We start from the raw sequence: 17,036 nt of genomic DNA on the forward strand, positions 1-17,036 counted from the left end.
TAATTAAATATGAAACCAAGCATCCCAAAAGGAACTAGAGACTTTTCGCCAACAGAAGTAGCCAATCGTACTTATATTATGAATACGATTAAAAGTGCATTCGAAACTTTTGGTTTTCAACCGATTGAAACGCCAAGTTTTGAAAACTCTTCTACATTGATGGGAAAATATGGAGAAGAAGGAGATAGGTTGATTTTCAAAATTTTAAATTCTGGGGATTTTTTATCAAAAGCAGATGAAAACTATTTATCTGATAAAGACAGTTTAAAAGTAACTTCCCAAATATCAGAAAAAGCTTTACGTTACGACTTAACAGTACCTTTTGCAAGATACGTTGTTCAACATCAAAATGAAATAACCTTTCCTTTTAAACGCTATCAAGTACAACCTGTTTGGAGAGCAGACAGGCCTCAAAAAGGACGTTTTAGAGAGTTTTATCAATGTGATGCAGATGTTGTAGGTAGCAAATCTTTATGGCAAGAAGTAGAGTTTATTAAGTTATATGATACTGTTTTTAGTAAGCTTGGTTTGTTGCAAACTACTATCAAAATTAACAATAGAAAAATATTGTCTGGTATTGCTGAGGTGATTGGTGCAAAAGAGAAATTAATCGACTTTACAGTAGCATTAGACAAGCTAGATAAAATAGGAAAGGAGAAGGTAGAAGCAGAAATGTTAGCCAAAGGAATTTCTGAAAAAGCCATAGAAAAAGTACAACCATTATTCAATTTTACGGGTTCTAATTTAGAGAAATTAGCTTCTTTAGAACAAATGTTACAAACTTCAAAAGAAGGCACAAAAGGGGTAGAGGAGTTACGTTTTGTAATCAACTCTATAGAAGAATTAGGTTTGCAATCTGCTAATTTACAGGTAGATGTTACTTTAGCAAGAGGTCTAAACTATTATACTGGTGCTATTTTTGAAGTAGAAGCCCCCAAAGGTGTAAAAATGGGCTCTATTGGAGGTGGAGGTAGATATGATGATTTAACAGGTATTTTCGGTTTAAAAGATGTTTCTGGTGTAGGTGTTTCTTTTGGTTTGGATAGAATCTATTTAGTATTAGAAGAATTAGGTTTGTTTAAAACTGTAGACTTGCCAAAACCAAAAGTTTTGTTTGTCAATTTTGGAGAAAATGAAACTTTATATGCTATGAAAGCAATTGCTAAATTAAGAGCAGAAAATATAAAGTCAGAACTTTTTCCAGATAATGCAAAAATGAAAAAACAAATGAATTATGCCAATAAACGCGAAATTCCGTTTGTAGTAATTGTAGGTTCTAGAGAAATAGAAAACCAAGAATTCACTTTGAAAAATATGATTTCTGGAGTGCAAAATAATTACAATTTAGAAGAATTGATAAAAGAATTAAAATAGTATTAAACTACAATAGCTTAACTTTCTAAACTATACAAATTTATAAGTTACCCTGTTAGAATAAGCTAATCAAAGACTGTTTTTTTTTAATTTTAAATGAAAATTGATAGAATTATAACGATAACTTATTCAGAAACTAAAATAATACGTTGTAAACACGTAAATTTGCATTATTATAAACGATTGAAATGTTTGAATTGAACAGCAAAATGAATGACGAAAGAATTGAAGAAATAGGCGATAACCATGTAGCAACGTCTGCAAAGAATCCACTAAGAGCTAACGCTTTCTCTATTTCTGACGAAGAAAAAATAGATAAAATTCAAGAAAGTGTTAAAGATATTTTATACACTTTAGGTATGGATTTAGAAGACGATAGTATACAAGGAACTCCAAAAAGAGTGGCGAAAGCTTTTGTAAATGAGCTTTTTATGGGCTTAAATCCTAAGAATAAACCCTCTGCTTCAACATTTGATAATAATTATAATTATGGCGAAATGTTGGTAGAAAAAAACATTGTGGTATATTCTACTTGCGAGCATCATTTATTGCCAATAGTTGGTAGAGCACATGTGGCTTATATTTCTAATGGCAAAGTAATTGGCTTGTCTAAAATGAATAGAATTGTCGAGTATTTTGCAAAAAGACCACAAGTACAAGAACGTTTAACCATGCAAGTTGTACAAGCAATGCAAGAAGCCTTGGGTACAGAAGATGTAGCTTGTGTAATAGATGCAAAACATTTATGTGTAAATTCTAGAGGTATAAAAGACATAGAAAGTTCTACAGTAACTTCTGAATTTGGAGGAAAGTTTAAAGAAAAAGAAACTAAAAAAGAGTTTTTACAATATTTACAAATGGATACGCATTTTTAAAATACTGATTATAAATTATTTAAAACCCGTTTTGAACTCGTCAAAACGGGTTTTTTGCTATTATAGAAATTTAATAGGTTGTATTGTTTTTTAACGAATTATGTATAGCTTTTGTATAGGGAGTTTTTATTGTTTGTTGTTTAGTTAGTTATAGTTTTAAAAAAAAATAATATAATATGTATAATACTTATATCAAACCTTTAATAACAATATTATTAATTTGTTTATCAACTGCAATTTTCTCACAAACTACTCAAGTAGGTAGTGGTAGCTATACCAATACTTATCCGGGAGCAGATAGTGCTGGTAGAAATGGTTTTCCATCAGGTGTTCCACAAATCACAGGGAGTGCAGTTGGCAAACCAATTCCTACAAACGATTGGTGGTCTAAATTAATCAAAGAAAATCACGCAGATAATTTGTTCAATTATCCAATGACCATGAAAACCACAAATACAGGTTTAATTGTTACCTATATTCCTTGGGGTGTTATTGGCGATTCTGCACCAATAGAGGTGGGCTTAACAGGTTTGAATACAGATAAAACAACAGTTTCAGATTATTCAGATTGGACAGTAACTATGAATTGGAAAGATGGTGATAATGAGTTAAAAGCAACTTCAGGAATTGGGATGCCTTTTGTATACTACGAAAAAGATGCAGATGATGTTGTTCAAATTAAAGTAAACTCAGGTTCAGCGTCAATCAATAACGAAATTTTAATCATAGAAAATGCTTCTGATGGACAAGATTTTGTTTTTTATGCACCCTCAGGAAGTACTTGGTTACAATCGGGAAGTACTTATACATCAAATTTAAATGGAAAGACCTATTGGTCTATGGCAATGCTACCACAAAATACAGCCAATGTTGCAAGTTTAGCTCAAGATATGCAAAAATATGCTTATGTTTTTCCTGCAAATACAACTACATCTTGGTCTTATAACGAAAGTAGCTCCAAAGTAACCACAACATTTTCAGTATCAACAGATATAAAAGAAGGTACAGAAGATAAAATGTTATTGGGTTTATTGCCACATCAGTGGTTCAGTTTAACGTCAAGCTCACCAGTGCCAAATGCATATACTTACAGTTCTGTTAGAGGGGAATTAAAAATGCTTGCAGAAAATAGTTTTATTGTTGAAAATACATTTAAAGGTATTTTACCAACTATTCCGTATTTAGCAAATTATAGTAATGGTTTTAGTCCAGCTGATTTAGATGCTAAAATATCTCAAATTGAAAATGATGGTTTAGCAACTTGGACAGATTCTTACAATGAAGGACAAGTAATGAATCGTTTGATACAAACTGCGAGAATAGCAAATCAAACTGGAAATATAGAGGCAAGAGATAAAATGATTGCTACTGTTAAAGAACGTTTAGAAGATTGGTTAACATATGAATCTGGAGAAACAGCATTTCTATTTTATTACAATGATACTTGGTCTGCTTTATTAGGTTATCCTTCTGGTCATGGGCAAGACACTAATCTTAACGATCATCATTTTCATTGGGGTTATTTTATTCATGCAGCAGCTTTTATGGAACAATATGAACCAGGTTGGGCAACACAATGGGGGCCAATGATTAACACATTAATTAATGATGCAGCTTCTGCAGATAGAAATGACGATAAATTCCCTTTTTTAAGAAATTTTAGTCCTTATGCAGGGCATAGTTGGGCTAATGGTTTTGCAACTTTTCCTCAAGGAAATGACCAAGAATCTACTTCAGAAAGTATGCAATTTGCATCGTCATTAATTCATTGGGGAACCATTACAGATAATAATGAAATTAGAGATTTAGGAATTTACATTTACACCACAGAACAAACTGCTATTGAAGAATATTGGTTTGATATGTACGAACGTAATTTTAGAGCAGAACAGCAATTTAGTTTGGTATCAAGAGTTTGGGGTAATTCTTATGATAATGGTACTTTTTGGACAGCAGACATTGCAGCCTCTTATGGTATCGAAATGTATCCAATTCACGGAGGTTCTTTTTATTTAGGGCATAATCAACAATATGCACAAAAATTATGGACAGAAATTTCACAAAACACTGGTGTTTTAAGTAAAGAAGATAATGATAATTTATGGCATGATACCTATTGGAAATATTTATCAATGGTAAACCCACAAGAAGCCGTAAATTTATACAACGCATACCCAGAGCGTAACCTAAAATTTGGTGTTTCTGATGCACAAACGTATCATTGGTTGCATTCTGTAAATGCAATGGGTGTTGTTGATGCTTCAATTACAGCAGATTATCCTATTGCTGGCGTATTTAAACAAAATCGAGAAACTACATATGTAGCACATAATTATTCTGATAATGAAATTGTAGTTACGTTTTCTGACGGATTTCAATTAACAGTTCCTGCGCATCAAATGAAAACTAATAGAGATGTTGATGTTTCTGGAGTTTTAACTTCGGATTTTCCTCAAGCTTTTCCAAACGGAAGTGTTAATTTATCTGTAACAACTACTGGAAATAACATCACAAAAGTAGAATTTTTTGATGGAACCACTTCTATTGGAGAAGATACTACAGCACCATATCAATTAAAAGCAGAGAATTTAACGCTTGGTGTTCACGGTTTTTATGCAAAAGTATATGTGGATAGTCAGTTTAATGTAACCAACATTGTAGAAGTACAAATTGGTGAGCAAGTACCGTATTCAGGTACACCAATTGCAATACCTGGAACTTTAGAACCTGGTTTTTATGATAAGTTTGAAGGTGGAAATGGACAAAATATTGCTTATGTAGATACTTCAGTAGGTAATAATGGCGGTTTTAGAACTAGTGAAAATGTAGATGCAATTTTGGTTGATGGTGAAGGAGCAACTGTGGGTTGGTTAGCCTCTGGAGAATGGATGGAATACACAGTTGATGTTGCAACTGCTGGTAATTATGACTTAAGTTATAAATATGCTTCCGGTAACCAGAGTGGAGGAGGTCCTTTTTATTTTGAAGTTGATGGAACTAAAATTAGCCAAGATATTGCTGTGCCTTATTCTGGTGATTGGGATGTTTGGAAAACAGAAACTGTTTCTAATATTCAATTTACAAAAGGAAAAAATGTATTGCGATTATTTATAGAAAATGGTGAGTTTAATTTAGGTAAATTAACATTTACTTACAATAGTGCGTTATCATTTACGCCTCCAATAGCTATTGCAGGTGATAACATTTCTGTAATTTCACCAAGTACATCAACTACTTTAGATGGATCTGCAAGTAATGATCCAGAAGGGCAAACTATATCTTATAATTGGACACAAGTATATGGTCCTACAATTATAACCTTTGATGACAACAACATAGCATCACCAACTATTTCTAATTTAGTAGATGGTGTCTATAAGTGTAAGTTAACGGTTAGTGATGGTACCTACCAAGATACAGATGAAGTTTTGGTTATTGTGTCAGCTTCCGGTAATTTAAGTCCTTCTATTTCTATTAATTCGCCAAGTAATAATGCTGCTTTTAAAGAAGGGCAAAACATCACTTTTACTACAATATCCAATGATTTAGATGGTAGTATTGCTTTAGTAGAATTTTTTAACGGAAATACCAAAATAGGAGAAACAACTGCATCACCATTTAATTTTACTTGGTCAGATGCTTCTTTAGGGAATCATCAAATTACAGCTGTTGCTACCGATAATTTGGGGGCAAAAACAACATCATCAGTAGTTAATATATCTATAAACGAAGAAAAGAAATGTTCAGAAGTTTCATCAGAAGCACAACAGGGCGCTTTTTCTCAAGGCTATAAAGTAACTTTTGAAACGATTGGAACTTCTGTAGAAATACAATTTGAATTGTTAGACACTGATAAAACTGGTGTAATTGCTTACTTATGGAAACAATCTCCATTTGCAGAAACTCAAATGAATCAAGAATCAGGTCTTGTTTTTAAAAGTACTGTTGGCGGTGTTTCAGTTGGCGAAACCATAAGTTATGCTTGTAAATTTGCATATGCAGGTGGTTTGTCTGCAACAAACTATTTTTCTTATCAAGTAGGTAGTAGTTGTACAGGTAGTTCATCAGATACAACTGCACCAGGAAATTTTACAGCAACAGTAGGCAATGTAACTGCAACTACTGTAGAATTTGTATTGAATGGTACAGACGATTCTGGCAAAGTGATTTACGAAATTGACTATAATGGTAATTCAGAATCGGTAAATGCAAACTCTGGTGAGCAGACTTCTTATACAGTTACAGGTTTATCTGCAAATACAGACTATACTTTTACTATAAAAGCGAAAGATTTATCTGGCAATGTTGCCACAAATAATCCTATTATATTAAATGCAAAAACCACCGAAAACACCAATACAGATTGTGCTGGTTTTGCAAGCGATGCTATAGAAGGAGCATTTTCTTTAGGATACAATTATGAGTTTACCACAAATGGTTCTAGTGTAACAATTACTTTTGAACTGTTAGATGCTGATAAAACAGGTGTGGTAGCCTATTTATGGAAACAATCTCCATTTGCTGAAACACAAATGAGTTTAGTTTCAGGTAAAAAATTCTCACAAACTATTAATGGTATAACAAACGGAGAGACCATAAGTTATGCTTGTAAGTTTGCTTTTGCTGGTGGATTAGCAATTACCAAATATTTATCTTATATTGTGGGTGATAATTGTACATTAAGCACAAAAGATAATATTTTATCAAGTTCTGTTACTTTATACCCAAACCCAGCACAAGATGTTTTATATATATCTTCACCAATTAAAAAGATTACGAATGTTGTGGTTTATTCTTTATTGGGTAAAAAGCTCTTGAGCTTTGATTCAGGTTCAGAAAAAATAAGGATTGATAACTTGTCAAGTGGATTGTATTTTATTAAAATATATAGTGATACAATAAGTTATACTAGAAAGTTTCTTAAAGAATAAGAAGTTTAACAACTTATAAAAAAATCCGTTTAGATAAATTCTAAACGGATTTTTTTGTTCCTGCCTTCAAAGAAATGACAAACAAAAGATATTTAATTATTTACCAAAACCCATTCTCCTTTTTCTATTAATGGAACGGCTTGTTTAAATTTTACCACTTTTTCTTCGCCACTCATTACATTTTTAATAGTAACACGTTCGTTTCTGCCAATTTTTGGCTGTTCTCTTACAACGGTTTCTACAGGTTCTGAAGATTGCTGACGAGAGTTTTGAATCGCTTGTTCTGTTGTATTTTGCACATCAGCTTTACTAGTACTTAAATTTTCTCTTTTTTGCTGACGAGCTTCAGAAATTTGATTTCTATCTTGTGCAGGTAATTCACCTTTAAATAAGAAAGATAATACTTCTTTATTGATGTGATCTACCGTAGTTTTAAATAATTCAAAAGCTTCAAATTTATAAATTAAAAGTGGATCTTTTTGTTCGTAAGAAGCATTTTGTACAGATTGTTTTAACTCGTCCATTTTACGCAAATGCTCTTTCCAGTTTTCATCTATAATAGCAAGTGTAATGTTTTTTTCAAAATCGGTAATTAAGCTTTTACCTTCACTTTCATAAGCCTCTTTTAAATTGGTAACTACTTGTAAAGATTTAATTCCGTCTGTAAAAGGTACAACTATACGTTCATATTTATCACCTTCATTTTCATAAACATCTTTAATTACAGGATATGCTAAAACAGCATTTTTTTCAATTTTATTTTTATAGTGTTCTGTAACAATATTATATAATTGATCTGTGATTTCTTTTTCAGATAGTTTTTCAAATTCCTCTTTAGAAAAAGGAGAAGTCATAGAAGAGAATTTAATCAATTCGAACTCAAAATTCTGAAAATCTTTTACAGATTTGTTACTGTTTACAATAGATTCGCAAGTATCATAAATCATGTTAGCAATATCTAATTGCAAACGTTTACCATCTAATGCATTACGTCTTCTTTTATATACAAACTCACGTTGTGCGTTCATAATATCATCATACTCTAATAAACGTTTTCTGATACCAAAGTTGTTTTCTTCTACTTTTTTCTGAGCTCTTTCTATAGATTTTGTAATCATAGAGTGCTGAATTACTTCACCTTCTTTTAAGCCCATTCTGTCCATCATTTTTGCAATTCTATCAGAACCAAATAAACGCATTAAATTATCGTCTAAAGCTACATAAAATTGAGAGGACCCTACATCACCTTGTCGTCCAGCACGACCTCTTAACTGTCTATCTACACGTCTAGAATCATGTCGTTCTGTACCAATAATTGCCAAACCACCAGCTTGTTTTACTTCGTTAGAAAGTTTAATATCTGTACCACGTCCTGCCATGTTTGTAGCAATAGTTACAACACCAGGTTTACCAGCTTCTGCAACAACATCTGCTTCTCTTTTATGTAATTTTGCATTTAAAATATTATGTGGAATTTTACGCATTTGTAACATTCTACCTAATAATTCAGAAATTTCTACAGAAGTTGTACCCACTAAAACAGGTCTTTTTTGCTCTACTAATTTTACAATATCGTCTATTACTGCATTGTATTTTTCTCTAGCAGTTTTATAAACTAAATCTTGTTTATCATCTCTTTGAATAGGTTTGTTGGTAGGAATTTCTACTACATCTAATTTGTAGATTTCCCATAATTCTCCAGCTTCTGTAATCGCAGTTCCTGTCATACCAGACAATTTACGATACATTCTAAAGTAATTTTGTAAGGTTACTGTTGCAAAAGTTTGTGTAGCATCTTCAATTTTTACATTTTCTTTTGCTTCTATAGCTTGGTGCAATCCGTCAGAATAACGACGACCGTCCATAATACGTCCTGTTTGCTCATCAACAATCATTACTTTGTTATCCATTACTACATACTCAACATCTTTTTCAAAAACAGTATATGCTTTTAGTAGTTGATTCATGGTATGAATACGCTCGCTTTTAATGTTAAAGTCTTTGTATAATTCTTCTTTTTCTGAGGCTTTTTCTTCTGCAGAATTTTCAGAAGCATCAATTTCGCCAATTTTTACACCAATGTCTGGTAATACAAAAAAGGTATCGTTGTTTGTTTTTTCAGATAAATGTGCAATCCCCTTATCTGTTAAATCTATTTGATTGTTTTTTTCTTCTACAACAAACCATAAGTCTTCATCTACCTCTGGCATTAACTTGTTGTTATCTTGCATGTAGTAATTTTCTGTTTTTTGCAAGATTTGTTTGATACCTTCTTGAGACAAAAACTTAATTAAGGCTTTGTTTTTTGGTAACCCTCTGTACACTCTTAATAATAAGAAACCACCATCTTTATCATTACCCTCTGCTATTAATTTTTTTGCCTCTGCAAGTACACTTACCAAATGTTGTTTTTGTAAATTTACAATATCTGCTACCAAAGGTTTAAGCTCTGTAAATTCGTGTATATCTCCTTGTGGAATTGGTCCAGAAATAATTAAAGGAGTTCTTGCATCATCAATTAAAACAGAGTCTACCTCATCTATAATGGCATAATTTGGTGATCTTTGTACCAAATCGTCTTTAGAGCTAGCCATATTATCGCGTAAATAATCGAAACCAAATTCGTTATTTGTACCATAAGTAATATCTGCATTATAGGCTTTTCTACGTGCATCAGAATTTGGTTGGTGGTAATCGATACAGTCTGTAGTTAAACCATGAAATTCGAAAATGGGTCCCATCCACGCTTTATCACGTTTTGCTAAATAGTCGTTTACAGTTACTAAATGCACCCCTTTTCCTGTTAAGGCATTTAAATATACAGGTAATGTAGATACAAGTGTTTTACCTTCACCCGTCATCATTTCTGCAATTTTACCTTGATGTAAAACAGAACCTCCAATTAATTGAACATCATAGTGTATCATGTCCCAAGTAACTGGTTTTCCAGCTGCATCCCAAGAGTGGGCCCAATAAGCTTTGTCTTCTTCTAAAGTTACGTTGTCTCTTTCTGCAGATAATTCTCTATCAAAAGGTGTGGCAGTAACTTGTATTTCTTCATTTTCTACAAAACGTTTTGCAGTTTCTTTAACGACTGCAAATGCTTCTGGCATAATTTCTAATAACGTATCTTCAGAGGCTTTGTAGGCTTGGTCTTTTAAAGTATCTATTTCTGCATAAATATCTTCTTGTTTGTCAATATCGGCCGTTTTTGCGTCTATTTCTAAAGCATCTATTTTGTCTGTAAATTGTTTAGTTGCTGCCTTAATTTTGTCTTTAAATTCTATAGTTTTTGCCCTTAACTCGTCATGAGAAAGTTTAGAAAGTGCTGCTTCAAACTTTTTTACATCCTCTACAATAGGTTGTAAATTTTTTAAATCTTTCTGTTGCTTATCGCCTACAAAAAGTTTTATTACAGAATTTAATATGCTCATTATTATTTATTTTTTTATTACAAATTGAATTTGTATTTATTTGTATATCAATTTATTATAAATCTACAAAAAGATTTATTTTTGATGAACTTAAAAACAAAAAAAAAGCCTCTTTAGAGACTTTTTTATATCATTTTTGGATTTTTAATATTCATCTTCATTCCAAAGATAATCATCTTCCGTTGGATAATCTGGCCAAATTTCTATAATAGAGTCATATGAATCACCTTCATCTTCTATGTCTTGTAAGTTTTCTACAACTTCTAACGGTGCTCCAGTTCTAATAGCGTAATCTATTAATTCGTCTTTGGTTGCTGGCCAAGGTGCATCTGCTAAATAAGATGCTAATTCTAATGTCCAATACATTTCTTAATGTTTAATTTTGTGCAAAAATAATTTTTTTACGCAATTATGCAAGTCTTTTTTAAGAAATATAATAAAAAGTTATTTTTAAGATTAATTACTGATAACTAATTATTAAAACTTAAAAATAATTTTTAATTCAATAAAAAAAGAACGTATTAATTTTTTGTAGGTATCCATTTTATTTCTTCTACCTGTGTGTCTTTAGTCAATTTTCGTGCCAGCACAAAAAGAAAGTCAGAAAGTCTGTTTAGGTAAATTAAAATGTCATTATTTATATTTTCTTGATCGTTTAATTCAACAGAAAGTCTTTCTGCACGTCTACAAACACATCTAGCAATGTGACAGAATGACACTGCTTGATGCCCTCCAGGAAGTATAAAATGTGTCATTTGGGGTAACTCAGCCTCCATTTTATCGATTTCATTTTCTAAAAAGGCAATCGATTTTTTATCAACTTTAGGAATATTTAATCGTTCTTTACCACTTTTTAAGGTTTCTTTTTCTGGAGGTGTAGCCAACATTGCACCTAGTGTAAACAGTTCATTTTGAATATTTAAAAGAAGATTTTTTGCATTTTTAGAAATTTCTTGGTCTTTTATTAACCCAATATAAGAGTTTAGTTCATCTACAGTGCCATAGCTCTCGATGCGTAAATTGTATTTTTTTACTCTTGTGCCGCCAAAAAGAGCTGTTGTACCTGTGTCTCCTGTTTTTGTGTAAATTTTCATGTTGATGAGTTCAAGATTTTGGGTTTAAAATTCAAAGTTACAAAGTTTACTTTCTAAGAAAATGTTAAACTCTAATTTTAAAATGTTCTTTTGCTTGTTCTTTTCTAAAAAATACAATTCCGTAATAAAAAAGGTCTACTGTTACAGTAACTTTTGGATTGTTTTTTATTTCAATCCAAGTACTTTCCATTTCTGTATCCCGATAAATATCATTAAAAATAAAAAATGAGTTATTATGAATAGTTGAAACACAATTATTAAAATGTACTAGGGTTTCTTTTTTTGTATGATTCTCGTTAAAAAGAATACAATCAAAAGTGCTGTTTTTTGTAACATCTGATATTGTTTTAGAAAACTTGCCTGTTATTATTTTTATTTGTTCTAAATGGTTGTTTTCAAAAATGTTTTTAGCCACTTTTGAAGTTTCTTTACAGTTTTCTAAAGTGGTTATATTCGATGTTTTGTTTCCAGCTTTTAAGGCAGTTGTATACACACCCAAAGAAGTGCCAATTTCTAAAATGCTTTTAGGTTTAAAATACTTTATAATTTTGATTAAAATACGTGTTTTTTTATTAGAAATAGGACCTATTTTTTCAATTCTAGGAGTTTGAAGTGTATTAGTTTTAAAAACATTAGAATCAATATCAAAATTTGTTACTTTTTTAAAGCTTTTAGTATCTGAAAGTTGATTTTTTATGTTTTGAAAAGACTCCCATTTTTTGGCGTTTATTTTTTTGTACAATCCTTTGGTAACCAAATTAAAAATAAAAGGGGAGTGTACCCCATGTTGGTTGGTTGATTTTAATAAAAAAGCAAGAAATTTTCTTTGGTGGTAAAACATTTTGTAAAAATGAAAAACGAAATTAAAATAAAATTATAGCTTTATCCTCATAAAAGGTATATTTATTTTCCATACTATTTATAAAAAAAACCGAAGAGTTAACTTCGGTTTTTTTTTTAGTAAAATATTCTCTCTATTTTAGACTACCTGTCATTTCTTCTGGTTTTACCCAAGCATCATATTCTTGTGGAGTTACATACCCCAAATTAACAGCTTCTTCTTTTAGAGTAGTGCCATTTTTATGAGCAGTATTTGCAATTTCTGCTGCTTTGTAATAACCAATTTTAGTGTTTAAAGCCGTAACTAACATTAAAGAATTATTTACCAATTCATTAATTCTTGAGTGATTTGGTGTTATACCAGCTACACAATTTTCTTCAAAAGAAGTACAAGCATCTCCAATTAATTGTGCAGATTGTAATACGTTTGCAGCCATCATTGGTTTAAACACATTTAATTCGTAATGACCTTGTGTGCCACCAACGGTAACAGCAACATCATTGCCCATAACTTGTGCACATACCATTGTAATAGCTTCTGCCTGTGTTGGGTTAACTTTACCTGGCATAATAGATGAACCTGGTTCGTTTGCAGGTATTATAATTTCTCCAATTCCAGATCTTGGTCCAGAGGCCATTAAACGAATATCATTTGCAATTTTATTTAAAGAAACAGCTATTTGTTTTAAAGCTCCATGAGTTTCTACTAAAGCATCATGTGCTGCCAAAGCTTCAAATTTATTTTCTGCAGTTACAAAAGGTAAGTCTGTAAATTCTGCAATATATTTTGCGACTAATACATCATATCCTTTAGGTGTATTTAAACCAGTACCAACAGCTGTACCACCAAGAGCTAACTGACTTAAATGTGCTAAGGTATTTTCTAAAGCTTTTAAACCAAAATCTAATTGAGCAACGTATCCAGAAAATTCTTGTCCTAACGTTAAAGGAGTTGCGTCCATTAAGTGTGTTCTACCAATTTTAACTACATCTTTAAAAGCTACTGCCTTTTTATTTAAGGTGTTTCTTAATTTAATAATGCCTGGTATCGTAGTTTCTATCACTTTTTTATAAATAGCAATATGCATCCCTGTAGGAAAAGTATCGTTTGATGATTGCGATTTGTTTACATCGTCATTAGGTTGAATTGTTTTTTCACCTTCACCAATTACTTTACCAGCTATTTCATGAGCTCTGTTAGCAATTACTTCGTTTACATTCATATTAGATTGTGTACCAGAACCTGTTTGCCAAATTACCAAAGGAAACTGATCATTATGTTTACCTTCTAAAATTTCATCACAAACTTTTGCAATGAAGTCTCTTTTTTCTGATGATAACACTCCCAATTCTGTATTTGTATAGGCCGCTGCTTTTTTTAAGTATGCAAAACCATAAACAATTTCTAAAGGCATAGATGCAGGTGCCCCAATTTTAAAGTTATTTCTAGAGCGTTCTGTTTGAGCTCCCCAATACTTATCTGCAGGCACATTTACTTGCCCCATTGTATCTTTTTCTATTCTGTATTTCATTTTGAATGATTGTTTGTGTAGCCAACAAATTTACAAAAAAGCAGGCATATTATTTATAAACATTTTGCTTGTTTTTATGTTGAAAATTTTTAGTTTTTGATAGTGAAATTTGAAAATATGTGTTATTTTTGCAATATTAATTATTTAAAGAATTTAAAATGTTAGATTTTTCTCAATTTTCTGGATTAGTTTTATTCATGTTTATTTTTACAGCTGGTTTTTGGTTGTTAATTTTTTTACTAACATTTGTAGTACCATATTGGATTGGTGGAACTATTTGGGAAAACTTAAAGTTGAAAAAAGAAGCTAGAGAAGCTGCTGAAGGCAGATAACATTAAGATATATTCACAACAAAAAACTCGTAACATTAATTTGTTACGAGTTTTTTGTTGCTTTCCCTTTGGGAAGGTCTAAATTGCTTTTTGCAATTTAGGGATAGGATTTTATCCTTCAAAATCATTATCACCTCCATTGTAATCTCTGTTTCCTTTAAACTTTTGTTTTTTCTGATTGAAACGATATACAAAGCTAACTCTTATTTGACGTTCTCTCCATTGAAATTCACTGTATTGTTCTGAAAAATCTGGTATTATTGTTGTTCGTTCACTTCTACGTCCATTAAAAACATCGCTAATATTTAAACTTAAAGAAGCTTTTTCGTTAAAAATATCTTTACTAGCTGCAATGTTCATCGTAAAAATTCCATTTGTTTGAGATATGGCACTTTGAGATGCACCTCTGTAATTAGAGTTGATTTGTAAATCAGTTTTCCCTGGAAGTGTTATTTTTTGATTTAAACGTAAGGAAAATGCTGTATTTTGAAAATCAAAATTTTGAGTTTTATTAGTAACAGGGTTTGTGTAGTCTCCATCTGTAGTAACATTAAATAAATTAAAATCACTGTTGATGTTCCAAACTTTAAAAGGTCTATAGTTTAACGTAAATTCAAACCCAACCCTTTCTTGTGTAGATAAGTTTACTGGAAATCTTCTAGTAATTGGGTCACCATTATCTGTGGTTTCTCCTGTATCTTCTTGAATTCTTTCCCAACTATCATTACTTATATTATAATAAATTGAGGTGCTTAACGTAAATTTTTCCCATCGTTTTAAATATCCTAAATCAACAGCATCAGTAAATACAGGATTCAAATCTACATTACCCGTATAAATATTTGCTTCACTAGATCTGCTAGGAAAAGGGTTTAAGCTTCTTCCTCTAGGTCTTCGAACTCTTCTATTATATCCTAAGGTCATATTTTCGCCATCTTTAATTTCGTATCCTAAATTTAAAGTAGGAAATAAATTGCCATAAGTACTCTTTTTAGGAACGCTAACATTTGCTTGATCAATTTCTACAGATGTATATTCATAACGTAAACCAGCTAAAAGAGATATATTATTAAATTTCTGACCATATTGAAAGTAGGCTGCATTTACAAATTCTTTATAATTAAAGTTATTGTCTAAAAGGACTTCTGTAGGTATATTGTTTTTAAAATCTGTTTGTTCTAAAAAGAAACTATTAAAAATGTCTCTATAATTTCCTCTATAACCTGCTTCATACTGAATACTCTCTCCAACTGGATGTACATAATCAATTTGTAGTAAAGCTCTATCTTCATTTTGGCTTTCGATAACTTCTTCAATTTCATCAGTAAAATCAGCTATAACATCAATCTCTGGTATAAAGTTTATTTTATCTTCTACTTCTGTCGAGTACTGTAAGTTTACAGATAATCTTTTTCCAGAATCATCAAAAGTATTCACATAATCTAAGGTGTACTGTATTCTTTCTTCATCTTCTGATTCGTCTTCTGTTCTTTTAGTAGCTTGTTTTATGTTTCCATTAGGTTCAAATCTATCAATAACATTTGTATTTACATCATCATCATTACCACCATTAAAAATTATATTACCAATAATACTAGAACTTTTTGTTAGGTAATATTCAGCACCAAAGCTTGTAAATATTGACCTTCCCAATCTATCAAAATTTCTTGTTTCTATAATTCTATCTATATTTTCTGATGTTGGATTAACATATTTTGTGTCGTAATAAGAGTTACCTGGGGTTTCATTATATCTAAACCCTGTGTTTGTAAAAAAGTTCCATTTTTCTGAACGCCAATTGGCATTAAATGCAGTACCAACTCTTTCTGGATATCCTAAATCTAATTGTAAAGAACCGTTAAAACCTTTAAGTTTATTTTTTCTAAGAATGATATTTAATATACCTGCAGTCCCTTCTGCATCAAACCTAGAGGAAGGTGAGGTAATAACTTCTACTTTTTCAATAGCTTCTGCAGGTATTTGTTTTAATGCATCTGCACCATTAATACCCACTAATGCACTTGGTCTACCATCAATTAAAATAGTTACGTTTTCATTTCCACGTAAACTTACGTTTCCCTCTACATCTACTTGTACAGAAGGTACGTTACCTAGAACATCACTAGCATTACCACCTCTAATTGAGAGGTCTTTACCAATATTAAATACTTTTTTATCTAATCTAATATCTACAGTAGTTTTTTCTGCAACCACAACAATTTCATCTAAAGAACTGGTGTCTTCAGATAATTTAATGGTTCCTAAATTTAAATCTTTGGTAATGGTTTGCTTTGGGAATTTTTTAGATTTAAAAGAAATAAATTCTATACTAATCTCGTAAGTACCTTTTGGAGCTTCTACATTAAATTTACCATCAATACCAGTAATACCACCGGATAATTTATTAGTAATAGAATTTTTTAAAACAATAGTAGCATACTCTAAGGGTTTATTTGAAGTAGCATCTATAACCTTACCATAAATTTTTATATTGTTTGAATCGTTTATTTGTTGAGAAAATGATTTGTTTGCTAGCAATAAGAAAAGTAGTAGTGTAAGATTTTTTATCAAAACTTTTTTTTAAATTTTTTATGACTACAAATTTCACCCATAGTTTAATTGCA

10 protein-coding genes are annotated in these 17,036 nt (G+C 31.1%); 4 read left to right on the plus strand and 6 right to left on the minus strand.

Annotated features, from left to right (window positions below; all coding sequences use genetic code 11):
- The first annotated feature begins 9 nt into the window (after positions 1-9).
- The 3 genes from hisS (at position 10) to AC2D6T_RS04800 (ending at position 7,180) form a co-directional block, all read left to right on the plus strand.
- Positions 10-1,374: a histidine--tRNA ligase gene (gene hisS, locus AC2D6T_RS04790; protein ID WP_438988551.1), complete on the plus strand. Its 1,365-nt coding sequence runs from the start codon at positions 10-12 to the stop codon at positions 1,372-1,374.
- A 188-nt stretch (positions 1,375-1,562) separates the two neighbouring features.
- Positions 1,563-2,249: a GTP cyclohydrolase I FolE gene (gene folE, locus AC2D6T_RS04795; protein ID WP_298948239.1), complete on the plus strand. Its 687-nt coding sequence runs from the start codon at positions 1,563-1,565 to the stop codon at positions 2,247-2,249.
- A gap of 176 nt (positions 2,250-2,425) precedes the next feature.
- A complete protein-coding gene (locus tag AC2D6T_RS04800) occupies positions 2,426-7,180 on the plus strand; it encodes a glycosyl hydrolase (RefSeq protein WP_484680646.1) in 4,755 nt (1,584 codons plus the stop codon).
- 92 nt (positions 7,181-7,272) lie between these two features.
- Here AC2D6T_RS04800 and secA read toward each other — a convergent pair whose 3' ends face one another.
- The 5 genes from secA to fumC form a co-directional block, all read right to left on the minus strand.
- On the minus strand, positions 7,273-10,614 hold the full coding sequence (gene secA, locus AC2D6T_RS04805) for a preprotein translocase subunit SecA (RefSeq protein WP_484680647.1): 3,342 nt from the start codon (positions 10,612-10,614) through the stop codon (positions 7,273-7,275).
- Between the two features lie 144 nt (positions 10,615-10,758).
- Positions 10,759-10,980: a DUF2795 domain-containing protein gene (locus tag AC2D6T_RS04810; protein ID WP_036785931.1), complete on the minus strand. Its 222-nt coding sequence runs from the start codon at positions 10,978-10,980 to the stop codon at positions 10,759-10,761.
- 155 nt (positions 10,981-11,135) lie between these two features.
- The gene (locus tag AC2D6T_RS04815; RefSeq protein ID WP_438988549.1) at positions 11,136-11,708 is read right to left on the minus strand and encodes a cob(I)yrinic acid a,c-diamide adenosyltransferase; all 573 of its coding nucleotides are present in this window, start codon (positions 11,706-11,708) and stop codon (positions 11,136-11,138) included.
- A 64-nt stretch (positions 11,709-11,772) separates the two neighbouring features.
- Entirely contained in the window at positions 11,773-12,549 is a 777-nt protein-coding gene (locus AC2D6T_RS04820) for a class I SAM-dependent methyltransferase (RefSeq protein ID WP_484680648.1), read from the minus strand.
- Positions 12,550-12,682: 133 nt separating this feature from the next.
- Complete coding sequence (gene fumC / locus AC2D6T_RS04825) at positions 12,683-14,080, minus strand: class II fumarate hydratase (RefSeq protein ID WP_298948244.1); 1,398 nt, start codon at positions 14,078-14,080, stop codon at positions 12,683-12,685.
- 158 nt (positions 14,081-14,238) lie between these two features.
- Here fumC and AC2D6T_RS04830 point away from each other — a divergent pair, with 158 nt between their 5' ends.
- Complete coding sequence (locus AC2D6T_RS04830; protein ID WP_298948245.1) at positions 14,239-14,412, plus strand: hypothetical protein; 174 nt, start codon at positions 14,239-14,241, stop codon at positions 14,410-14,412.
- Between the two features lie 111 nt (positions 14,413-14,523).
- Here AC2D6T_RS04830 and AC2D6T_RS04835 read toward each other — a convergent pair whose 3' ends face one another.
- The gene (locus AC2D6T_RS04835; RefSeq protein WP_484680649.1) at positions 14,524-16,983 is read right to left on the minus strand and encodes a TonB-dependent receptor; all 2,460 of its coding nucleotides are present in this window, start codon (positions 16,981-16,983) and stop codon (positions 14,524-14,526) included.
- Positions 16,984-17,036: the final 53 nt, after the last annotated feature.

This window comes from Polaribacter sp. YIW18 (genome assembly GCF_057219325.1).